Here is a 22,678-nt window from a genome sequence, read left to right as displayed (position 1 = left end):
TTGGTAGGGCGAAATATGCCTAGTTTTATGGCCCAACATTAAAGAGTACCTCGCATGCTACCCGGACCAGATTCGAGAATTGCCGTAATCGGACTAGGCTATGTCGGTTTGCCATTGGCCGTCGCGTTTAGTAAGAAATACTATGTCACAGGTTTTGATATCAATAAAAGGCGTGTTCAGGAGCTTCGGGATGCTTACGACGTGACAAAGGAGATATCGCGCCAGGATCTGAGAGATGCCGTTCATCTCGATTTTTCATGGGAAGAGCAGGCGATGAGCTTATGCAATGTCTTTATCGTGACGGTTCCCACGCCCATCGACCATTATAAAAAACCTGATCTGTCACATTTGCTCAAAGCCAGTGCGATGATCGGGAAAGCTTTGAAAAGAGGGGACGTGGTGATCTACGAATCGACAGTGTATCCCGGCTGCACCGAAGATGACTGTGTGCCGGTACTGGAGCAGGAAAGCGGCCTGAAATTTAACGAAGACTTCTATTGCGGATACTCGCCCGAACGAATCAATCCGGGAGATAAGGTAAATACGTTTACCAAAATCAAAAAGGTGACCTCCGGCTCTACATCTGACGCGGCGGAGTTTGTTGACGAACTTTATAGTTCGGTAGTCGAAGCTGGTACACATCGCGCGTCCAGTATCAAGGTCGCTGAAGCATCCAAAGCGATCGAAAATGCGCAGCGGGATGTTAACATTTCATTTGTGAATGAGCTTGCATTGATTTTCGACCGCATGAATATCGATACGACCGAAGTGTTGGAAGCAGCGGCAACTAAATGGAATTTTCTACAATATAAACCAGGCCTGGTAGGAGGTCATTGCATAGGTGTGGACCCTTACTATCTTGCCTATAAGGCAGAATCATTGGGTTATTATCCTCAGGTCATCTTGTCGGGAAGACGGGTAAATGATACCATGGGTGTTTTTGTGGCCAACAAGCTGGTAAAGTTACTCATCAGAAAGGGCCACAAGATAGAAGGGAGCCGCGTGTTGATACTAGGAATTACCTTCAAGGAGAATTGTCCGGATATCAGGAATACGAGAGTAGTTGACGTCTACCGCGAGTTGAGCGATTTTGGAATGCAGGTGGAAATCTACGACCCCTGGGCGTCTCACGAGCAGGTATTAAATGAGTATAACATCCCGTTACTCGAAAAACCGGTGGGTACTTATGAGGCCGTGGTGATTGCGGTTGCACATAGTGAATTCCGTGGTATGGAGTTCCCCGATTTCGTTGCCCCGGATTCCGTCATATTTGATCTGAAATCAATTTTGCCGCAAGAAATGGTGGATTCGAGGTTGTAACCATAATTATTCGCGCCAGCCGAAGATATTCAACTGAAGATCCATTACATCGTTACCGCGGTAGCGATGATTTACGAAGGGCCTTAGCCGGTGCTGATTGGTGTCAACAAAGTAACGGAAACCGTTTTCTTCAAAAACTTTCACCACATCCGCTAACCCCTGAGGGTTGCCGATATACGAGTGAAACTCCACAAAAAGATTCTTAACATGCGCCAGCGAATCGCGGCAGTCGTCAAGGACATCGATTTCAGCGCCTTCAATGTCAATTTTCAGAAAATCGATTTGTGCCTCTTTTTGGAGATAATCTTTCAGGCGGACAGACGCGATTTTCCTTTTGGAAGTAGTTGAATAAATGGATGAAGAGTCTGCGGACTCGCTTCCAAACAAAATTCCGTCGTCGTTCGTCCAAACAGCTTTATCGATGATTGTAACGTCATTGACCTGGTTGGCGCTCAGATTCTGCCGTAGCAGGGAAGCGATTTCAGGTTCCGCCTCAAATGCAAGGACCCGCGCACCCGGGTAGAGCTTTTTGAAATACAGGACACTCATTCCAATGTTAGCCCCACAGTCGAAGATAATGGGTTGCGTATGCGCCGTTTTGAAATAGTAAAATTCATCTGCAAAGATTTCCTTGTGCTGCCAGAGAAAGGACATCGTGTCCGGCACCCTCAACCGGTAACCACCAAATTTCACATCGGTAAGCTTGTAGCGGGCGTGATTCCCATATTTCACTAATAACGACATGAACTCCCGGTTGGAAGGGGAGCTTAGCGCATGGTAAGGTTCTTTAAGCAGATAGCGAAGCCAGTACATATTTATTCAGGATCAGATCCGGTATTTGACCCAGTTTTTAATTTTTAATAGAAATGGTAATCGGTAATAACGGTTAAAAGCCTTGATCATTTCATCGTCAGGAAGCAGGTCCGGGTCCATGGCGACTTTCCCCTCTGCCATTTCTTGCCCGTAGCTGCCCGATTTGAATGTGAAATTGGTGCCGCTGCCATCCGTTCCTATGTTTCTGATCTTGGAATGAATAGGGTACAGTCCGTATGCGTTGTTCTGAAACTGCGAGTAGGTCCAGCGAATTGCCCAGGAATCGATGAACCCCTTCTGTTGTTTGGCTAGCATGGGCCAGAGGTCATCGCCGCCCAGATTAAAACGGGCTCGTTTTGACGCATCCTTTTGCATTGAATTGAAATTTTTCACCTCCCAATCGGCCCGTTTCCACTTATGTGCCCAGGTGCCCCATCCCCAGGAACTCGCCCTGGGAGCGAGAAAAAGATCCTGAACATAACTCTCAGGATAGCTGACAGGAGGCGTATATCCGGTGACTGAAAAAATATCGCTACGATGATCATACACCTCCAGTGCACGGTTCATGAACGAAAGGAAGTCGGTGGTGCAAAGCATGTCGTCTTCCAGTACAATCACTTTCTGATACCTGCTGAGCACAGAACTTACGCCCTCAATGACGGAAGTGGCCAGACCCTTGTTCAGTTCCGCCGCTATGATCTGCACATCCCTGAAACCTTTTACCCCTGAAATGTACTTACGAACCTCGCTCACCAGCTGCGCATCCCGCTCGTTTTTGGGGCCGTCGGAGTAAATGAACAACTCGCTTTCGACAGCCAGTGCATTCATCTGCAGGCTTTCTATCGTTTGCTGCAAGTGCTGTGGACGGTTGTAGCAAAACAGGACAATGGGGGCAAGGAAGCGCATCAGCGTTATGGGTCTCCGATATTTCTCATGGCAAAAGTAGGTTTAATCGTTTCCAATTCACAATAAAATCGTGAAGGTTGTAAAAAGTCTGAATAGAGGATTTTGGAGTTAAAACTGTGCTAACTTTGCGCGCCTACTGTTATCTAAATCATTGAAAATAATGTGTGTGATGGGCGCCCGACCTAATTTTATTAAGGTGGCCGCCCTATATCGAGCTCTGGTAAAGTGCCCGGAATTTTCCGTTACGCTGGTTCATACAGGTCAGCATCATGACGATGCCATGTATAAGATCTTTTTGGAACAGCTGGAACTTCCGGAGCCGGCTTTTTTCCTTGGGGTCCACGGAGGATCTCACACCACTCAAACAGCCCAGGTAATGCTGGCTTTTGAAGAGGTTGTCCGGAGCGAACTGCCAGATATGGTGATGGTCGTGGGTGATGTGAATTCCAGTTTGGCGTGTGCGTTGGTAGCCGCAAAGGAGGCTGTGCGGCTGGTCCACGTGGAGGCAGGGTTGCGGAGCGGCGACAAAAGCATGCCGGAGGAAGTAAACAGGATTCTGATCGATCATATTGCCGATGAACTTTTTGTATCGGAAACATCTGCTATAAAGAATTTGCAAAGCGAGAACATCGGACCGAACAAGATTCATTTCGTGGGTAATGTAATGATTGACTCGCTCACGCTGTATCTGGAAAAGGCGTCCAAATTGGCTGTATTTGCTCAATTAGGTCTGAAAAGAAAGGATTACATGGTGCTCACGATGCACAGACCTTCCAATGTGGATTCCATTGAAGAACTGAGGAATTTGATAGGCTTAATACACGCGATATGCGCGATCAAGACAGTAGTTTTTCCGGTTCATCCACGAACAAAATCAAATCTGATACGTCATGGCATCTGGGATAACCTGGAAAACCTCGACGGATTGATTTTACTCCCGCCGCAGGGATACTTCGAATTTATTAATCTAATGGCCAATTCCCTGCTGGTCATTACAGACTCCGGCGGAGTCCAGGAAGAAACGACTTTCCTGAATGTACCCTGCGTGACGCTTAGAGCAACCACAGAACGTCCGGTTACCGTGGAGGAAGGGACGAACTATCTGGTAGGAGACATCAATGTTGAACCTGTACTACTTGTTGTAAAGGATATTTTAGAAGGTAAACAGAGAAAATCGTCTTTACCTGCCTGGTGGGATGGCCATGCATCTGATCGTATTGTGCAAATAATTAAAACAAAGTACGTAAAGTAGACAATAGTGGGAATTATAGTTCGACAAAGTTTAAAGGCTGGATTAGGCTCCTATATTGGAGTTGGAATAGGTATTATTAATCAAATGTATGTGTCTACCAAATTTTTATCGGTAGAACAATTAGCTCTGACCCGGCTTCTTTTTGAAAATAGTTTGCTCTTTGCCGCTTTTGCGCATTTAGGGACTCCTTTTATTGCAGATAAATTCTTCGGTAGGTTCAGAGATGATGAGCAGGGGCATAATGGAATTTTGCAGTTTCTTTTGACTCTTCCATTTGTTGGAGGTATCCTTTTTGCCATTTTATACCTTTTGTGTTCCGACTGGATTCGGGAGTATTACTCGACAAATTCACCTTTACTGCTTAAATACCACATATTGGTAATACCTCTGACGCTTTTCTGGCTGTACATGTCGGTATTGGAAGCGTATTGCCGGAATAATTCCAGGATTGCTGTTCCTAATTTTATTCGGGAGGTATTTTTGAGGTTGGCAAATATGCTTTTGATCCTCATTTTTGGATTTGGCTGGATAAGCTTTGATTTGATGCTTTACCTGGTGATTGCTTCCTATGGATTGGGTGTTATTTCTTTGGTCACATATATTAAGCAACTCGGGAAATGGTATTGGCGTAAACCCAATTCAAAAATACTTACCAGAGGGCTATTGCGGAGTATGTTAGCCTATGGCAGTTTTACATTGCTCGGAGGGATCGGGGTTAATCTGATGTTGTTTATTGACCGCTCGATGCTTGCGGGCGAGCGGGGGCTTGTTCAAACGGGAATATTTATTATTGCTGCTTACATAGCAGGCGTAATAGAAATTCCTAAAAAGGCGATCGCGCAGATTTCAATACCTTTACTTTCGACATCGCTGAGCCGTGGAGACCATGATCATGTCCGCCAGATTAATACCAAGTCAGCATTGAACCAACTAATTGCCGGCGGATTGTTTTTTTTATTGATATGGAGCAGTATAGACGAGATTTTTTTCCTGATTCCCAAAGGTGAAACTTACAGGGAGGGGAAATTGGTGGTTCTTTTCCTTGCAATGGTAAAGGTGTTTGATACTGCTACCGGACTTAACACCGAGATTATCCTTTATTCCAGATTTTTCAAGTTTGCTACCTATTTTATAATCGGTTCGGCTATTCTTGGTTTTTTTTTAAATGTGTTACTGATACCTGCTTACGGATTCGTAGGGGCGGCAATTGCTACGATGGTTACCACATTCGTCTATTCTCTTTCCAGATTGATTTTTGTCTGGCGTAAGTTTGAGGTTCAACCTTTCTCCGTAGGGTCTCTTAAGATCGTTCTGATTTTGACCGTGCTGTACCTGGCAACCTATCTGGAGCCTGAATATGTGATCTCGAAGTGGTCTGCAATGATTGCTGTGATCGTTCGATCCACATTGATATGCGCCACTTTCGCAATACTGGTTCTGAAACTGAGGTTATCGGAAGAAATAGAGGCCATCTTCAACAATGTGAAGAGCCGGTTCCTATAGAGAATGAAAGCATGAGTCGATGAAATTGCAGGTCAAAGGGGAATGCCGCATGTCTTTATTTCTTATCAATTAATTTACATGCGGGTATCACGCGCAATCAAGCATACAAAGCAGAAAAGTTAAATCAGCATATTACGAAAATGGATTTTCTTGCCATTTTGAATGCGATTCCGTACAAAATCCAAATCCCTGAGATATATGGTATTCTGCGGATTTGTGGCTGTCAGTTCTTGAAGGTTTCTTGTGAACGGATCATAGCTATGCGGTATGAATCCTAGTGCGAGCAGTTTGTTGTGAAGATAATTTTGGCCAAACTCGTATTGATCAGACAGGCCGTTTGTTTCCATGATGATTACCTTCAAATCGGGCCTGCTGAGAATCTGGGGTGCGCCGTTAATAACGTTGGCCTCAAATCCTTCCACATCTATTTTTAGAAAATTAGCTGTTTTGTTGGTAAGCAGATGATCCAGCGAATTCACGGGGACTTTCGTGGTGGCACCGCCGTAACCCTCGCTGTCATTGATCACATGATTAGTAGCGTCCAGGTTGTTGGAGAAAACAAGTATTTCTTCTTTGTCACCAACCCCCATGTTGAGTAGCTCAACACGGTCCAATAATTCGTTATAAGCGATATTTCGTTTGAGTTTCGAAAACGTGGATGGGATCGGCTCGAATGCGATGGCATCAGAACCTGCCACTCCGGCGGCCAGCAGGGTATAGACTCCTACATTGGCTCCAACATCGACAAAAGTATCTCCAGGGCGCAGGTAATGGATCATGAAAAGCATCTCATGCAGGTCATAGAGTCCGGTATAGATCTGGAGTTCCGCGCTTGACATGCCTTTTTCAACGACCAACGAAGTATTTTCCACGAAAGGGTACACAATGGGGTGATGGTGCAAGCGAATAATTACTCCTCTTTTGAAGAAGGTTACCAATGCCTGGATTTTTTTGTGCTGATTGAGTGGGTGGCTTAAAATCGTCTTGATCGTCTTTAACTTCATTAGGCTGTCGGATGTTTTGATGCCGCGCTGGAAAACATTGTGGCTGCTAATGTAGTATATTTGCCCGCTGTAAGCAAAAACGTTCCGCAACCCGCCCTTTTATCACCTTGCCGTGACAAAGTGCGCTGAGGTTGTCAGTATGAAAGATGATCCAATTATTGAAAAGGCAAAGCTGGGCCCTGTTAAATGCAGTAGGGCTTGGCGGAAGTATCCAGCTCTACATCGATAGCGCTTTGAAGCAGTATGGCTGGTTTCAGAGTTTCTCCCAGCGGATGTCCATCGACGGTTCAGGCAATCCCATTCCCTGGTACACCTACTCGTTTATGTTTTTTCTTGAACCCAGGTTGAGCACAGACTTTCGTGTATTCGAATATGGCTCGGGAAATTCAACCAGATGGTATAGCAAGAAAGTACATTCAATTGATGCGGTAGAGCACGATCATGAATGGATTAAGATTATAGCACCTAAGCTTCCTGAGAATGTCAAATTGATGGAAAGGACGCTGGGGAAGTCATATGTACAAGCGATAGGCGAAGTGGGCGAGAAATTTGATGTGATTGTGGTGGATGGCAGGCAGCGTGTCAAATGTGTGAGCTTTGCAAAGAATTTTCTGAAACCTGAGGGAGTGCTGATCCTCGATAACTCTGAAAGATACTGGTATCAGGATGCAAAAGATCTGATGCAGGAGCACGGTTTTCGGCGTCTGGATTTCCGAGGTATGGGACCTATCGTAGGCTATGAATTTTGCTCAAGCGTTTTTTACAGAGATGGGAATTGTCTGGGTATTTGAGTCCAGCCTGTCTAATAGATGACCATGACACTGCCTTTTCTGATTAGTTTCTCTCCGGATAAAATCTTGAAAGCATAGCTGCCGGAGGGTACCAGTTTGCCTTTGTAGGTTCCGTCCCACGCCTGGGTATATTCTTTGGAATAATAAATCACTTCACCCCAGCGGTTGAAGATCATGATGCGCAGCGCGTCGACGCTTTCGGCATTGAACACTTTCCACATATCGTTTTTCCCGTCCCTGTTCGGAGTGAATGCATCGGGGACCAACAGTTTTGATTTTTCTTCAGGCGGGTTAGCACAGTTTTTGACATCAAGGGTTTTGTTTACTTCAAATGGATCCGGTTGAATGAAACATGATCTGTCGAAATCGACCCCGACTTTGATCTTCATTTGATAGTCAGCGCCTTTTTCCTCGATCCGAAGTGTGAGTTCCGCCGATGATTCCGGTTGTACCGTTTCATCAACTGCCCATTTGAAAATCGAGCCAGACCTGTCCGATACTACTTTCAATAATACGGTTTCTCCTGCGCAGATTTGGTTCTTATCGGCTACGATTTGCCCGGTTGCCGGATCGGACGATATACTGCCGCCTTTATACAAGGCGTCGATTTCTTCTTTATTTAACGGGCGGTTGTAGAGATGGATGTCATCGATCCGCGCGTTTGAGGCTTGTCCGTAGTTGTTGCGGGCCCCAATGGTTGCGCGTACAGTGCTAGTTCCATAAAAAGCATTTTGGCCGTTTGAACTGTTGGAGCAGACCATCTTATTATTGACATAAAAATAGTAACCGTTGTCGTCCTTGACCAGGACAAGATGGTACCACTGGCCAATGGGTTCAACGGACGGCCCCGAACACAGGATGTTGTTGGCCACACCAAGGTAAGAGCCATGTGAAAATCCAGTATGGCGTTCATTGGAGTAGTGATCTCCGAACAGTATATGCTGATCTCCGTAATCACTTCCGACGGAAAACAGAAACAGGCCTTCGCCTCGAACGGGAACCTGATTGGGGTTTACCCATATGGAATAGGTGAAATTGTTGATTTGTAAATCGTTCGGGCTTATTTCGATGACGTCGTTCAATCCGTCGAATTCGTAGGCTGAATTGGGGTTGCCAAAACGATCGTTGGCTAATTGCGCACCCGAAACTGTTCCGTCGTTTGCCGTTGGGCTGTAATCCTTTGCATTACCGGAAAAGGGATAGCAACCAATTAGTCCGCGTTCAAGCTGAACTTGACCGTATCCGGTGAAGCATAGGAACGTTGCCAGGCATAGGATGATCCCGCGATAAAAACTCATGATATAAAAGACGTAATAACTATAGGGAGAGTATTAAGAGATGAAAGATCCGTAATTTCTTGAAGAAGGGGAAATCTGCCTGTTGGTTTTTTTGCAGTTACAAAAGTTGGCCGATTGTCCCGTATGTATTTTTCTCGCAGGCTATTCCGCCAATGTTCTCCTTAAATCGGATTAGAGAGGGCTTTTCATGTCCATGATGGTCCATGGAAACGCCAAGATCCAGAATCCGCATGGATTGTTGCCTGCAATGGTCATGTGCGGCTTGGAAAAGCGCTAATGCAGGGCTGTAAATTTTATATTCCTTCAGATACGTGGAAAGAAAAGTGTATAGTATTTCACTGTTGACCTGTATGGCGATGAGTAGTGCAATAGGAGTGCCGGTGTTCCAACTACTGAAAACCACCAATTGTTCTGGAAATTGATGGATCAGGACCATGAGTCTTTCTATCGGTAATGAAAGTCGGTAATCGTGCTCCGCATAGCATTTAAGTAATAGAAGACTGAGTTCCGGACTTAGCCGGCCCGTTTCTTTGTCAATTTTAAACCCCATTTTTCTTCCTTTAAATAAACGCCGCCGCTCCGAAGGCTCAATAACCTGCTCAAAAGTGAGGTCCCCTATGGGAATATAATGGCTGGAATAAGTATGATTGGGGTAGAATCCAGCACCGAGATAGCTGTTATGGCATAGTTCATGGCTAATCGGATCGTAGGAGGACGGGGCGGTTTTGATAGTTAGTTTCTGTCCTTGCTTTTCCGATATCCAATTTCGGACGCAATGGAGGAGGAAGACAAGGTCAGATTCCCGGCAGTTTTGAAGTGGAACGATACCGCCAAAGGGGGCACAAGGTGGTGAAATCCATCCATCAGGCCCTGAACAGCAGTGAAATACGGCCAAAATGCATCCGGAATCTTTGTAAGTAAGAATAAATGAATAAATTACGTCTGGAGTCTGAATTGCCAGATGTTCGGGCCGGGAAAAAAGCCATGGAGCTGTCGGAGGAAGAGGGGCATCCGCGAGTGGAAATACCTTCACGACCGTGTCGCTATTATACCAGGAAGCGGCGGGAATGCGGGTAAAACTAGTACTGAGCCGGGTCAAAAGTTATGAGATGTGTGTTAAATACGCTCTAAACAATGAATTTGATAAATATTTGGTATACTAATTTGATATTTTTTATGTTTAATACAATGCGGATTACTATTTTTGTTAATTCATCAAAATAGTCCACATTGAATGTACAAAGTTGTACTGGTTGGTAATCAGGGCATTCAAAAAAAGGACAATCATTAACTGGAATTGATTGTTTGGTTTAAGTTTTGACACCAGTAATTTTTTACATCAATTGGACCCAACCCATTCATGAAACACATACTTATTGCCGAAGACCACGCAGTGGTAAGAATCGGTACCAAGCACCTCCTCAAATCACTAATCCCGGAGTCCACGATTTCGGACGTTGACGATTTTGACAAAATTCTTCAGGAACTCGAGACAAAAGCTTATGATCTCCTGATCCTGGATATCAACATTCCCGGCGGCAATACCACCAAAATGGTAGAGACCATCCGTACCAAGTCGCCAGGGGTAAGGATATTGATGTTTTCGAGCTATGACGAACAGCTCTACGGTCTGATGTATCTCCAGGCCGGAGCCGATGGTTACCTGTCCAAGGACGCACCGGAGGAAGAGTTTAAAACTGCCGTCATGAGTGTCCTGAACAATAAGAAGTACATGAGCGAAGATATGCAGCAAATGAATATCAATCGTCTCATTAATCCGAAGGAGTACCTTCCGGATCCGATCGTAAGCCTGTCTCCCCGCGAGACAGACGTGATGAATCTTTTGAAGGAAGGTTTGGGTACTGCTAAAATTGCTGAAAAACTGAACTTACAGTTGTCAACAGTAAGTACTTACAAAGCCCGTATTTTTGAAAAACTGGGCGTAAAGAACATTGTTGAGCTGATCACGAAGATCAAGTAATCATTCTTACCATTTTTGAAAAGGTTTCTGTACCAGGTGCAGAAACCTTTTTTTTATTAAATACATTGAACAAGAATTTCATGCGTAAGCTAAGTGTAGATGAGATGGACCGTATGACGGTCGAAGAATTCAGGGAGTCGGATAAGTTTCCGTTCGTTATTATACTCGACAATGTCCGTAGCTTAAATAATATCGGATCATTTTTTCGCACTGCCGATGCTTTCCGGGCGGAAAAACTGATCTTGTGTGGATACACACAGCAACCGCCGCACCGCGAAATCACGCGCAGTGCATTAGGCGCCGAATTATCCGTCAAATGGGAAAAATGCGCGAGTACGGCTGAGGCAGTAAGAAACCTGAAGTCGGAAGGATATCAGGTCTGGTGCGTTGAACAGGCGGAGGGGAGCGTACTTTTACAGGATTTTGACCCAACTGCCGAAGTTCCTTATGCATTCGTCTTTGGAAATGAAGTAGAAGGAGTCGACAATGAAGTGATTGAGCTGTCGGACGGTTGTCTGGAAATTCCCCAGTTTGGAACCAAGCATTCTTTCAATGTTTCTGTTTCCGCAGGGATTGTACTTTGGGATTATGTGAAGAAAAAAATAACATAAATATAATATCCAAAATTTGCAATTTATGATTTAATAATGGGTATTTGTAGGTTATTGCCGAACGGCAATACAGGCCTCAGGCACTCCTTTGGGGAGGTTAGGTTGCCCATGTATCACTCATGTAATTTTCAATATCATATTATGAAATCCGCGACGAAGAAGTTATCGACAGAAATTGCTGAGACGCTTACCGGAAAAATTGAAGCAGTAGCTGCCGGTTCCAAGAAAATAAAAAAATCCATCGAAAGAGCAGCTGCAAAACTGGCCAAGAAAGTGGCTAAGTTTGAAAAAGAAACCCTGAAGAAAAAGGCCAAGGAGGCTAAGAACGCGGAAAAGAAAGTGAAAGCTAAATCGAAGGACAAAAAGGAAGGGAAAAAACAAAAAGCTGAAAAAATCGCTGCATTGGTAGCTTCGGCATCTTCCAAAGCACCGGTTGCAACACCTTCCAAGCCGACAGTAGGTAAAGAGGCGAGTGCTCCTAAGCCGGCGCCTGTCAAGGCTGCTCCCAAAGCCGCTCCGGCGAAACCTGCTGCCAAACCCGCTGCACCAAAGGCAGAGGGCGAGACAGTGGTTGCCGACAAAGCATAATTCAATGTAACCGAAATGAAGCGGCCGGCCTGGGACATCCCCGTGCCGGCCGCTTTATTTCGGTCAGTGATTAAGCTTTTCGTCCGATGGTGGCAAGCAACCGGCCTGTGATGCCTTTTTCGAGCCGGTGTGAAAAATAATCTTCGTTGTTAATGACCGTTGAATAGGGCGATACAGCAACGTTTTCCGGTTTTAATCCGGAATGAATCAGCTGACCACGGTTCGCGGTTTTCAGATCTACGAAAAACTTGCCGAGCCGCCCATCCCACCGTTTATATTGGTCATCGAAATGGATGGCCACATCCTCGCCCACTTCAAAAGAGCATTCATCGATGCAGGTACCCACGTAACCAATGCAATCGGAGGGCTGCGTGCCATATTGTTCTTGCATAGCAGCAACGGTTAGCTCCACAATCCTTCCCGCGGTTCCGCGCCAGCCGGCATGAATGGCGGCCACGGCCCCGCTCACGGGATCGTAGATCAGGATGGGTGTACAATCGGCAATGGTTACAGCAAGCTGGATGCCTTTAACGTTGGTAATCAGCGCGTCATATGCTTCGTAGCGACCGGCTTTTGACACGACCAGGATATCTACGCCATGAACCTGGTGCGATTTGGCAACGTTTTCAAAAGGTACGCCAAGCGCATTGAAAAAAATATGGTTGTTGGCCCGGATATTGTCCGGTGAGTCCTGCGTTCCGCCCAGGTTTAAAGAGGAATAAGGACCTGTGCTGACTCCCCCGTGACGAGTGCTCTCTGCGGCAACAAGTTCGGGGAACGGGTTGAAAACAGGCGGTTTGCGATATGACTCGCGAAGCATAGCGGTACCTGACTCTTGCATTATTTCGGTGTTTAACTCAAAAATCCTTCCAAATTTAAACGGATTCGCAGCCGTAATCATTTTGGATAGAATTTATTTTGAAGGCTGGTGGTTATTCCGATGGCGCAGGAGCCGCATACTAGCCCGATGCAGACAATGAGGATAATTCAGCTAAATTTGTGCAGGGTTTGCCAGCCCGTTCATTAGAATAGTCGGTTATGATAAAAGTGAGTGTGTGTGTAGTCACCTACAACCACGAAAAATTTGTAGCACAAATGCTGGATTCAATCCTGATGCAGCAAACTACATTCCCTTTCGAGATCGTGGTGGGTGACGATTGCTCGAAAGACAACACGGTTTCGATATTAAAGGAATACCAGCAACGTTTCCCGGATCAGATCCGGCTCCTTTTGCACCCCAGAAACATGGGGTTGAATGGTAAGTTCAATGCCCTCTCAACCTTCGCTGCGGCGAAAGGGGAGTATATCGCCCAGTTTGATGGAGATGATTACCTGCTTGTACCGGACAAGCTACAAAAGCAGGTGGAAATGATGGATGCTAATCCACATTATTCGGCTTGTTTCCACAATGCCAGGGTAATTTTTGATGACAACGCAGCGCCTCCTTACCTGGTTAATGATCTCAAAAAAAAGGAATTTACGGTCGATGACCTGATCGGCGAGGATGAACTCTGTTTCATTGCCACTTCCAGTCTCATGTTCCGTACCGAGGATTTCGCGAAGAACCCCGATCCTGAATGGACGAACCTCTCAACAAGCGGGGATATACCGAGGAATATTATGTTTGCAACACGCGGACCGATCGGCTACATCGATGAAGTAATGTCGGTATATCGTAAAAACCGGGGCGGGGCGAGTTTTGCCGATAATCATTATGGTGCTGATTTCCTGTTTAACCGGATCCAGATGTATTCCAATATAGATAAGGAGTTGAAATACAAATACCACGACCGGCTGACAAAGAACATTGCCACTTACTACTATAAGATGTTGTTTTCCAGGGAATATGGCGACACTTATTGGCCTAGGGTAAAGTATGCGCTGAAATACCTGTCGATGGCTGACCCTTCTCCCGAGCGAAAAAAAGAGGTGATCCGGGACTTCATTATTCCGCCGTTCTTTATGAAGATGTACAGTTTCTTCGCGCTGAACCTCTACAATTTGAAAAGTAAATTATCGGGACAAAGCTAATAGCAAAAAAGGGCCGATGGCCCTTTTTTGCTTCCTGGACTAGAATAACTTTTCCTTAGGAGGTGTAGCTCCTTTCATGCGGATGTACACGGTAGTTTGCCCGCGGTGGTGGGTCTGATGCTCGAATGCTTTTTCAAAAGCAGCGCCAGCCTTCATATCCATTCCGAATACTTTCACATCCTTGGCGAAATCTGCGTCGGTCATGCCTTTCAGGGAGGAGATCACGAAGTCATAGCTAGACATAACGGCTTTGGTTACAGAGGCTTTGGATTGATCCGCCATTTTTTCTGCTGAACCTTCCATTGGGCTCTTCTTGCCTGTTGCGGCAGAGATGAATGCAAAGTTTGCGTCGGCGAGGTGGTCCATTTGCTGGGCGAAGGAACGGATTTCCGGAGTTGGTTTCAATGCGTATCCGTCATCGGGCATGGCATCCAGGTATTCTTTGGTAAAGACTTTTGCTCTTTCCCAGTCTGCGATTTGTTTGGCAACTGTGGTTTGTGCGGATGCGTAGTGCGCTGCGACCAACATCATGCAGATAATAGCGATTCTTTTCATTCGATTTTTGTTTTGGTGGTTGATATATTTTCGCGAAAGGTAGGGGGAAGGAATGCGATTATCAATAAGGGAGTCAAATATTTAACCAACGGTAAAAGGCTTTGGCGGTTACAACGCGGATGCTTTGCTGATCAAGAAAACGGGTCGTTTGATTGGTGTTACCTGTGTTATTGTTTTCTTTACTGGTCAACATTCATTAAAAAAGGTCTGCAATGCCCGAAAGTCCCAAGGAACGTGCTCAGAAATATCTGGATCTGGGCCATAGCGAAGCTGAAAATCACGCCAAAACCCAACTGGAGTTGTATGAGAAGCGCGTGGAGCAGACCTCCTCGGTAACTAACGCTATCTCCGAGTTTTTCAGGACTAACCTGATCGGCTTTGGGTGGCATTACCTGCGGAGCCGTTTTGGAGCGCGGCATCCCTACCAGGCTTATCCGCGGAACGGCGATAGTGGTGTGTACTCGCTGCAGTCCTCTGTGGTTTCCCGGGATGAGATCAGCATCGCCTTGCTTTCGGACTGGGCCAGTGACACGGCTGAGTCTGATGCGGTTGCGAACCTTGTGGCCCGGCACGCACCCGATTATACCATTCATATGGGCGATATATATTTTGTAGGTACACCCAAAGAAGTCGAAGAAAACTTTACTGCGCCTTACGCTTCCTGGTATTACGGTGCGTCTGGCAGCCTGGCGCTGTCGGGTAATCACGAAATGTATTCCAATGGGAATGCATTCTTTCAACATTTGCTCCCGGCCATGTATGCGCAGGTGGGGGAGGTCCGAAAAACGCAGCAGGCGGGTTTCTTTTGTCTGGAAAATGATTATTGGCGGATCATTGGCATTGACACAGGATATACATCCGTTGGGCGGCCTTTCTTTGAAATCCTTTCTCCCCCCGATTGTCATCTCCGGAAGGAGCAGGTAGCCTGGCTACGGGACGTGGTTAAGCTGGGCGATCCACAGGATACACGTGGACTGGTGTTTCTGAGCCATCATCCTTACATATCGGCATTCCGGGAAGAGTACCTGAGGCCAGGAGAGCAGCTCAGGAAACTGATGGGCGATGCGGAACGGCCAGTGATCTGGATTTGGGGACACGATCATCGCATGGTGTTGTACCGGTTTGACCGGAATGGCAAAGGCCCGCTGGCTTATGGGCGATGCATTGGTCATGGCGGTTTGCCCGTGGAGCTGAAAATGCCCGATCAAACTGAGCTACACAAGATTGACTATTATGACAGGCGTTTGCGGACGGAGATCAAAGGTCATCCACTGGGGTACAACGGATTTGTACGTCTGATCTTAAAAGATCATCGGCTTATCGCTGAGTACCGCGACCTGGAAGATACCTGCGTGCTGGAAGAAAGCTGGAGCATTGATAAAATGAACGGCCAACTCGACTGGAAAATCGTTCATGCGATCCCTGAGCTGGCCGTCCGGTAAAAGTATAACGCATGCCGCGCGGGCAAAATGTCAATGATGGTCGTCGTGGCTGTGATCTTTGTAAAATGCTGCGAAAGTCACCACGAGGCCGATAGTACCGAGGATGAATGTGAACAGGTCGCCAAACACCGCCAGGATAATGAAAAGAATGACAAATGCCGCAATGTAAGCGAAACTGGGCAGTGAAGTTGATTCGGTATGTGATGTTCCAGACATATTCAAATTGTATTAATTGCTTTCAATGCTGCGAAAATAATCAATCAGCATTAAGTTTCTCGCATTCACATTCTTTTTTTGCCGAAGTATCCTTGCAGGGGAGGCCACTGGATTTTCTAAACGGAGCAGTTCGCCGGCACAACCGGACTTGTCAGAGGATTAAATTCACTGTTTGCACGATGAGCAGCCTCATTTTATGGCGGGATTTTAAGCAATCAGTGAGCTATTCAAACAGGCGGTTAACGACTCCGTTGGGGTAAGCTAGACGAAACGGATACCCGGATTGCAATAGACTTGCCGATTATCTCAAAATCCATACATTTGTTTTAGTAACAACAAGCTTCCGTTTCCAGCCGGGAAACGCGGTCTTTGCTTCTAAAACAATTTCCAATGCCCTATATAATTGGTTGTGACATCGGCACAACGAATGTCAAATCCGTTGCTTTCGATACTGTTTCCGGGGTTATTCTTGCCTCAAACAGTGAGAGTTATGAAATGCATCACCCGCAGCCCGATTGGAGCGAGCAGGATCCCGAGGAGATCTTTCAGGCCGCCTGCAAGACATTGAAAAAAGTGATGAACCTCGTGAAGGGGCATGGAGATTTGACGGGAGTCAGTTTCAGCGCGGCCATGCATGGTGTGCTGGCTCTGGATAAAGACGGCAATGAACTAACCAGGCTCATCATATGGGCCGATAATCGCAGTGCCGACGTTGCCACCAGATTGCGTCGCTCACAGGTCGGCAAGAAGATTTATTATAACAATGGTACCCCTATTCATGCCATGACACCGGTGTGCAAGCTGTTGTGGATGAAGAAGAACGAGCCGGAGATTTACCGAAACGCGCGCAAGTTTGTAGGTGTGAAGGAGTATATCATTTACCGGTTAACCGGCGAATTCCTGGTCGATTATTCCATTGCGTCTGCCACGGGCATGTTCAACATCCGGGAACTGCAATGGGACGTCTACACCTTGAAAAAGCTTGGGCTCAAAGCTGAAAAGCTACCGGCAGCGGTGTCGCCTTACCATATTGTCAAACTCCCGGGCAGTAACCCGGCTAAATTACCGGAAGGTACGCCGCTTATAATGGGTGCCAGTGATGGCTGTCTGGCGAATCTGGGCAGCGGTGCCATCAAGACAGGCTCCATGGCCGTCACCATCGGCACCAGTGCAGCCGTTCGGATATGCTCTGACAGGCCATTCTCCGATCCGCTGATGCAGACATTCTGCTATGTCCTTGACGAAAAGACTTACATTATCGGCGGGCCGTCCAATAATGGTGCGGTTATTTTCGAGTGGCTGATGAATACTTTTTTTTCAAAAGAGGAGTACGATGCTGTTTTCCGGGAAGCTGCTGCAATCAAGCCGGGCGCCGAAGGCTTGCTTTTTTATCCCTATCTCCTGGGGGAGCGGGCGCCGTTATGGAGCTCATCCGTGCGGGGAGGTTTTTCAGGCCTCGACATCATACATACCCGAGCACATTTCGCGCGGGCGGTCATGGAAGGCATTCTGCTGAATCTGTACGGCATCGGGAAGATCCTCATGGAAAAGCAGCTGATCGATACGATTTATGCCAATGGAGGCTTTGCCAGGAGCGAAATCTGGGTGCAGATGCTTTCGGATGTATTTGGCAAGAGGGTCAGGCTTAACGAAACTGTCGAAACGGGAGCTGTCGGAGCGGCTATGATGGGACTGAAGGCATTAGGTATCGTGAAGGATTTTTCAGAATTGGAAGCTTTTACTTCGGTGGGAAAGGAGTTTGACCCGCACGACCCGGTTCATGAAAAATACGACGCCCTTGCCCGGAAATTCAGCAAAGGTGCCCAGCTCGTGATGGCCCACGCCGTTTAATCCAAAAAAAGGCCTCCCGAAGGAAGCCTTTTTGCACTGGATGCGAATAATGCCTTTCAGAATTTGTATGCAACGCTCAGGCGATAATTTCTTGGCGCTTCTGCCTGCCAGTAGTAAGATTTTAACCATTCGTAGTAGCCGCCGCTATACAGATATTTGTCCAGGACGTTGAATACGTTGGCAGTAATACGGATTTTGTCCTTTTCCCAAAACAAGCCACCGTCTAGTTTGAAATAGTCGGGCTGATTCAGGTTGGAATTGGTTGTACTCCAGTTTGTAGTCGCGCGACCGGCGAGGTAGGTGAGACCGGCGGAAATACCGGCGCCTTTCAAAGGACCATATTGTACTTTATAACTCAGCCATCCATTTACGGTGTGTTTCGCAAAACCCGGAATAAGGTCACCCACTTTGATGTCGGTCACGCCTTCGGTCACCTTGGATACTTCCGAATTGGTGTAAGCATAGTTGGCAGTCAGGTCCAAACCATTGAAAACCGTCCCGCGAAGATCAAATTCGACGCCTTGCGCTCTTTTCTGACCCAGTACCACGCTCAAACCGGCATTTGGAGGGCTGTTGGGATCGGCTGTCAGCTCATTGTTTTTCAGGATCCGGTAGAATGCGAGGGTCGTGTTCCATCGGCCGTCGGCCCAGTCGCGTTTTACCCCGAATTCAGTATTGTTACCCGTGATAGGTTTCACCGAACCGTTCGTTATCCGGCCGGATTGCGGGATAAATGCCTGGTCGTACAAGGCATACAAAGTAGTATTTTTCGTCAATGAAATGCTTAGCCCGACGCGTGGCGAGAAATGTTTGGCCTCCTGAGCGTCACCACCGAATGACGATTGTTTTACATAAGTGTAACGGCCTGCGAGCGTCAGACGGATCCGGTTATCCAGAAAACCCAGTTCGTCTTGTAAGTAAATGCCGGTGTAATGCTGATCCTGAGTACCGCCACCGGCAACAGCGCGGGCTTCGAGATTCAGTGTGCGGTCGAATACGGGATAACCCATCACCGGCTTGCCGTAATTAGGATTTTTTGGGTCGAATTCGGCACCTGCCGAATCCAGAGGGAAGGATTGCGCCCAGTCGGCAAAATAGTTCTTGCTGCCTACATCGATACCACCCAGGATGCGGTGCTTCACTATACCGGTTTTTACATCCCCATTTACAAAGGCTTGTGCCAGTGTCATTTCGCTTTTTGCGTCCCAGATACCCACGCTACGGATCAGGGTACCGTTCGGATTCACCACTGAGGGCCACATGCTGCTGCCGTTCAATGCATAGTTAAAGTAGCCTACCTGCGCGGTCAGCTTCCAGTCGGCATTGATCTGGTGCTGTAAGTTGACAAAAACGCTCTGATCCTTGATCTTGGAAGGTGAGAGACCCTGAGGGGTAGTAGTGAAATCGCGTGGCAATGTGGCATAGCCGTCGGAAGAGAACACATAGAAAGAACCTACGTCCGACATTTTCGCGTATTGCATGGTGTATTCCGCGGTCAGTTTGGTTTTGTCATCCAGCTGATACGAAACTACCGGTGCAAAGCTGTAACGGTTGTTGAATTCATTGGGGCGGAAAGAGCCTTTATTTTGCCCTGCTATGTTAAGACGGTATAGAAATTTGCTGTCTTTACTCAATTTACCATCCAGATCGAGTGTTGCGCGGTACAGGTCGAAGCTCCCCATGGTCAAGGACACTTCTCCCTTGGTTTGGCCGGTTGGTTTCTTGGTCACTACATTGTACAAACCGCTTGGATCTCCGTTTGCAAGCATAAAACCAGCCGGTCCTTTCACAAACTCGATGTGATCTACAAAACTCATATCTTCGGTCAACGGGCCCCAAAAGGAGTTAACCACATTGAAACCATTGCGGAAAGCCTGGATCTGCGAACCGCGCATGGTAATATTGGCATACATATCGCCCCAATGTTCGAGGCGCACTGCACCACTGACATTACGGATCAGGCCGTCGCTCATGCTGATCACCTGCTGATCGGCCATCACTTTAGACGTGACAACCTGTACATTTTGAGGCGTTTCAAGAATTGGTGTCAGCAGTTTCATGCTGGCAGACACCTGGTCTGTTTTGTAGCCTGTCCCGCTTTTGACAATCACTTCCTGCAACTCATTGGCACTTTCAGTCAGAGTAATGGAGATATTGGTAGTTTCACTGGCCGCCACTTCAACATCTTTCTGCTGGGTGGCCAGGCCTACGAAGCTGATCAGCAACGTATGCGCGCCCGGTTTAACTTTCTCAATTGTGAATTTTCCTTGATCATCGGAGATTGCCCCCCTTGAGGTTCCCTTGATTCCGACCGAAACTTGCTCTGCGGGTTGCCCATCTGAGCTCAGTATCTGGCCTGATATTCTGCCGGTTTGCGCAAAAGCAGTCGCGCTGGCCAGCAAGAACAGACTGAAAATATAAAAGTTCTTCATTATATTTAAAATTGGACTAAATAGTTAACAAGCCCGCAAATATCCATCCTGGATTATTATCAGGCAAGGTTTTATTTAGATTTATTTAAAATAATAGTAAACAGCGGGTTGCATGTATACTGTATGTTCTTATTGGTATACTTGATGCCGAAAAAGCCGCACTGTGGGAAGCAATGCGGCTTTTGAAAAACTTTGACGGAAGGCTATTTTTTCTCTTTTACTTCTTCGACCATCTTTTCGGTGATCATCTTTTTGTCTGACGAATTACCCCAGGAATTTCTGACATAATTGAGGACATCCGCAATTTCATCATTGCCGAGCCCCGGATTAGGCATCATGTTATCATAATCGACGCCATTGACTTTTATTTTGCCTATCAGTCCGAATTTTACTGCTTTGATGGCATTCTCCGGAGTTTGCATCAGATAATCAGCCTTGGCTAACGGGGGGAATGTGGCCGTAACTCCTTCGCCTGTGCCCATATGGCAGGTAATGCAGTTCTCGGAGTAAACCAATTTGCCACGTTCGATGCTCTTGGCAAGTTCGTCATCCTGGCCGGGATTGATGGCGGCGCAGAAAGTGAAAACTGAAAGTAATGTGATTAGCAGTTTCATGCGGTGAAATGTTTGTGATTGCAGCGCGGAACGCACTGATGCGAATCTCAGGATTCTGACATAATTATTCGTAGGCCACCGGCTGGTCAGACACTAAGACCGGCCGGTGGCCTACGAATTGTTGGTACTAACTGCGCTCATTAGCTTTTTGGGCTGATGCGGACTACTTTTCCGGAGTTTTCAAGTACTACATACACATTGCCATCCGTGGCCATGCGCACGTCACGAACGCGGCCAATTTTGTCGAAAATAATCTCGCGTTTCGTTACTTTGTTCCCTTTTACGGTAAGGTGCTGTAAATACATGAATTTCAGCGACCCCACTAGCAAATCTCCCTTCCATTCCTTGTACTTGTCGTTACTCAGGAATGTGATACCGCAGGGAGCGATGGATGGTTTCCAGTAAACAACCGGCTGTTCCAGGCCTGCACGGGCGGTATCTTTGGAAATAATACTGTTGTCGTAGTCAATACCGAATGTTATGAGCGGCCAGCCATAGTTTTTTCCTTTTTCGATGATATTCAGCTCATCGCCTCCCTGGGGACCGTGCTCGTGTTCCCAAATCACACCGGTAGCAGGGTTAATGATCAGCCCTTGAGGGTTACGATGGCCATAAGTCCAGATCTCCGGTCTTGCGCCGGCCGTTTTCACAAACGGGTTGTCGGTCGGGATCTTACCATCTTCATGCAACCTTACCACCTTGCCCTGGTCACGGCCCAGGTCCTGTGAGTTTTCCTTTTGACCACGTTCTCCCAATGACAGAAAAATATATCCCTTTTTGTCGAATACAATCCTTCCGCCAAAGTGAACATTAGCTTTCACATTCGGGATAGCCTTGAAAAGCTGCTGAATGTCGGTCAATGCGTGGTCTTTCAGTTTGGCGCGCATCAATGCGGTGTTTGCGCCGCCATCGTCACCTGCTTCACCATCCTTTTTCGGGGAAGAATAGCTGATATAGATCCAGCCATTGGTTTTATAGTCGGGATGTAGCGCAATATCTAGTAATCCGCCCTGGCCTTTGTATAATACTTCAGGAATCCCGCTGATTTCCTGTGGGTCCAGCTTGCCGTCATGGACCAGGCGCAGTTTGCCACCTCGTTCTGTTACAAGCAGGTCGCCATTGGGAAGCAATGCCGAAGCCCACGGCATCGTGAGGCCTGTGGCGACGGTGTCTACTTTCAGGTTTGCTTCGGAGAATGCTTTCTGTTCGCGTTTATCATCGCTGGAACTGTTGCTCATTAATCCGGCAGAAGCCGTTAGCAACATACCACCTAATGCCAGTGGCAGATATTTTTTGAGCATAGGAATGTTCGGGTTCATAGATTAAAGGTGAATAATGGCTTGTTGGTGGAATTCAATCAACGGTAAAGGTAACAAAAGAAAGGGGAGCATTTAGACGGGCCGTTATTTGTTGGGCGCTCATAAAAAGAGAAGCCACTACAGAACAATTTGGTTTTAATTCTGTTGTGGC

At 46.8% G+C, this 22,678-nt stretch carries 21 protein-coding genes; 10 read left to right on the top strand and 11 right to left on the bottom strand.

Translation table 11 applies throughout. The features are described from left to right. The first annotated feature begins 54 nt into the window (after positions 1 to 54). Positions 55 to 1,320 (top strand): nucleotide sugar dehydrogenase, encoded by a 1,266-nt coding sequence (locus tag BP71_RS11815; RefSeq protein WP_496379371.1) that lies wholly within the window; start codon positions 55 to 57, stop codon positions 1,318 to 1,320. A gap of 6 nt (positions 1,321 to 1,326) precedes the next feature. Here BP71_RS11815 and BP71_RS11810 read toward each other — a convergent pair whose 3' ends face one another. Both BP71_RS11810 and BP71_RS11805 read right to left on the bottom strand, forming a co-directional pair. Further along, positions 1,327 to 2,133, bottom strand: coding sequence for an FkbM family methyltransferase (locus tag BP71_RS11810; protein WP_496379369.1), 807 nt, complete (start codon positions 2,131 to 2,133; stop codon positions 1,327 to 1,329). 12 nt (positions 2,134 to 2,145) lie between these two features. Beyond that, entirely contained in the window at positions 2,146 to 3,039 is an 894-nt protein-coding gene (locus BP71_RS11805; RefSeq protein WP_496379367.1) for a glycosyltransferase, read from the bottom strand. A gap of 160 nt (positions 3,040 to 3,199) precedes the next feature. Here BP71_RS11805 and wecB point away from each other — a divergent pair, with 160 nt between their 5' ends. Both wecB and BP71_RS11795 read left to right on the top strand, forming a co-directional pair. Beyond that, the gene (gene wecB, locus BP71_RS11800) at positions 3,200 to 4,291 is read left to right on the top strand and encodes a non-hydrolyzing UDP-N-acetylglucosamine 2-epimerase (protein WP_496380582.1); all 1,092 of its coding nucleotides are present in this window, start codon (positions 3,200 to 3,202) and stop codon (positions 4,289 to 4,291) included. A 6-nt stretch (positions 4,292 to 4,297) separates the two neighbouring features. After that, entirely contained in the window at positions 4,298 to 5,794 is a 1,497-nt protein-coding gene (locus tag BP71_RS11795; RefSeq protein WP_496379365.1) for a lipopolysaccharide biosynthesis protein, read from the top strand. A 119-nt stretch (positions 5,795 to 5,913) separates the two neighbouring features. Here BP71_RS11795 and BP71_RS11790 read toward each other — a convergent pair whose 3' ends face one another. After that, complete coding sequence (locus tag BP71_RS11790; protein ID WP_496379363.1) at positions 5,914 to 6,798, bottom strand: FkbM family methyltransferase; 885 nt, start codon at positions 6,796 to 6,798, stop codon at positions 5,914 to 5,916. Positions 6,799 to 6,944: 146 nt separating this feature from the next. On the opposite strand from BP71_RS11790, the gene BP71_RS11785 reads away from it, so the two are divergent. After that, a complete protein-coding gene (locus tag BP71_RS11785) occupies positions 6,945 to 7,589 on the top strand; it encodes a class I SAM-dependent methyltransferase (protein ID WP_496379361.1) in 645 nt (214 codons plus the stop codon). A gap of 11 nt (positions 7,590 to 7,600) precedes the next feature. Here the strand turns inward: BP71_RS11785 and BP71_RS11780 are convergent, their stop codons facing one another. Continuing rightward, complete coding sequence (locus BP71_RS11780) at positions 7,601 to 8,887, bottom strand: LamG-like jellyroll fold domain-containing protein (protein ID WP_496379359.1); 1,287 nt, start codon at positions 8,885 to 8,887, stop codon at positions 7,601 to 7,603. Positions 8,888 to 8,984: 97 nt separating this feature from the next. Then, positions 8,985 to 9,986 carry a GNAT family N-acetyltransferase gene (locus BP71_RS11775; RefSeq protein WP_496379357.1) on the bottom strand — a complete coding sequence of 334 codons (1,002 nt, stop codon included), beginning with the start codon at positions 9,984 to 9,986 and terminating at the stop codon, positions 8,985 to 8,987. Positions 9,987 to 10,247: 261 nt separating this feature from the next. On the opposite strand from BP71_RS11775, the gene BP71_RS11770 reads away from it, so the two are divergent. The 3 genes from BP71_RS11770 (at position 10,248) to BP71_RS11760 (ending at position 12,067) form a co-directional block, all read left to right on the top strand. Next, positions 10,248 to 10,868, top strand: a complete 621-nt coding sequence (locus BP71_RS11770) for a response regulator transcription factor (protein ID WP_496379355.1) — start codon at positions 10,248 to 10,250, stop codon at positions 10,866 to 10,868. Positions 10,869 to 10,948: 80 nt separating this feature from the next. Beyond that, complete coding sequence (locus BP71_RS11765; RefSeq protein WP_496379353.1) at positions 10,949 to 11,479, top strand: RNA methyltransferase; 531 nt, start codon at positions 10,949 to 10,951, stop codon at positions 11,477 to 11,479. A 141-nt stretch (positions 11,480 to 11,620) separates the two neighbouring features. Beyond that, positions 11,621 to 12,067, top strand: coding sequence for a histone H1/H5 family protein, HCT subfamily (locus tag BP71_RS11760; RefSeq protein ID WP_496379351.1), 447 nt, complete (start codon positions 11,621 to 11,623; stop codon positions 12,065 to 12,067). Positions 12,068 to 12,137: 70 nt separating this feature from the next. Here the strand turns inward: BP71_RS11760 and pgeF are convergent, their stop codons facing one another. After that, complete coding sequence (pgeF, locus tag BP71_RS11755; RefSeq protein ID WP_496379349.1) at positions 12,138 to 12,908, bottom strand: peptidoglycan editing factor PgeF; 771 nt, start codon at positions 12,906 to 12,908, stop codon at positions 12,138 to 12,140. Between the two features lie 197 nt (positions 12,909 to 13,105). Here pgeF and BP71_RS11750 point away from each other — a divergent pair, with 197 nt between their 5' ends. Next, positions 13,106 to 14,098: a glycosyltransferase family 2 protein gene (locus BP71_RS11750; protein WP_496379347.1), complete on the top strand. Its 993-nt coding sequence runs from the start codon at positions 13,106 to 13,108 to the stop codon at positions 14,096 to 14,098. Positions 14,099 to 14,137: 39 nt separating this feature from the next. On the opposite strand, the gene BP71_RS11745 is transcribed toward BP71_RS11750, so the two are convergent. Further along, complete coding sequence (locus BP71_RS11745) at positions 14,138 to 14,653, bottom strand: DinB family protein (RefSeq protein ID WP_496379345.1); 516 nt, start codon at positions 14,651 to 14,653, stop codon at positions 14,138 to 14,140. 212 nt (positions 14,654 to 14,865) lie between these two features. Between BP71_RS11745 and BP71_RS11740 the strand changes: the two genes are divergently transcribed. Then, positions 14,866 to 16,095 carry a metallophosphoesterase family protein gene (locus BP71_RS11740; RefSeq protein WP_496379343.1) on the top strand — a complete coding sequence of 410 codons (1,230 nt, stop codon included), beginning with the start codon at positions 14,866 to 14,868 and terminating at the stop codon, positions 16,093 to 16,095. Between the two features lie 30 nt (positions 16,096 to 16,125). Here BP71_RS11740 and BP71_RS11735 read toward each other — a convergent pair whose 3' ends face one another. Next, a complete protein-coding gene (locus BP71_RS11735) occupies positions 16,126 to 16,311 on the bottom strand; it encodes a hypothetical protein (RefSeq protein WP_496379341.1) in 186 nt (61 codons plus the stop codon). 390 nt (positions 16,312 to 16,701) lie between these two features. Here BP71_RS11735 and BP71_RS11730 point away from each other — a divergent pair, with 390 nt between their 5' ends. Continuing rightward, positions 16,702 to 18,162 carry a gluconokinase gene (locus tag BP71_RS11730; protein WP_496379339.1) on the top strand — a complete coding sequence of 487 codons (1,461 nt, stop codon included), beginning with the start codon at positions 16,702 to 16,704 and terminating at the stop codon, positions 18,160 to 18,162. 56 nt (positions 18,163 to 18,218) lie between these two features. On the opposite strand, the gene BP71_RS11725 is transcribed toward BP71_RS11730, so the two are convergent. From BP71_RS11725 to BP71_RS11715, 3 genes are all read right to left on the bottom strand, one after another. Next, positions 18,219 to 20,594 carry a TonB-dependent siderophore receptor gene (locus BP71_RS11725; protein ID WP_496379337.1) on the bottom strand — a complete coding sequence of 792 codons (2,376 nt, stop codon included), beginning with the start codon at positions 20,592 to 20,594 and terminating at the stop codon, positions 18,219 to 18,221. A 203-nt stretch (positions 20,595 to 20,797) separates the two neighbouring features. Beyond that, positions 20,798 to 21,208 carry a c-type cytochrome gene (locus BP71_RS11720; protein WP_496379335.1) on the bottom strand — a complete coding sequence of 137 codons (411 nt, stop codon included), beginning with the start codon at positions 21,206 to 21,208 and terminating at the stop codon, positions 20,798 to 20,800. A gap of 140 nt (positions 21,209 to 21,348) precedes the next feature. Next, positions 21,349 to 22,527, bottom strand: a complete 1,179-nt coding sequence (locus tag BP71_RS11715; RefSeq protein WP_496379333.1) for a PQQ-dependent sugar dehydrogenase — start codon at positions 22,525 to 22,527, stop codon at positions 21,349 to 21,351. Positions 22,528 to 22,678 lie beyond the last annotated feature (151 nt).

The sequence above is a fragment of the Dyadobacter ginsengisoli DSM 21015 genome (genome assembly GCF_059568735.1).
This window is presented reverse-complemented; position numbering and strand designations above follow the sequence as displayed.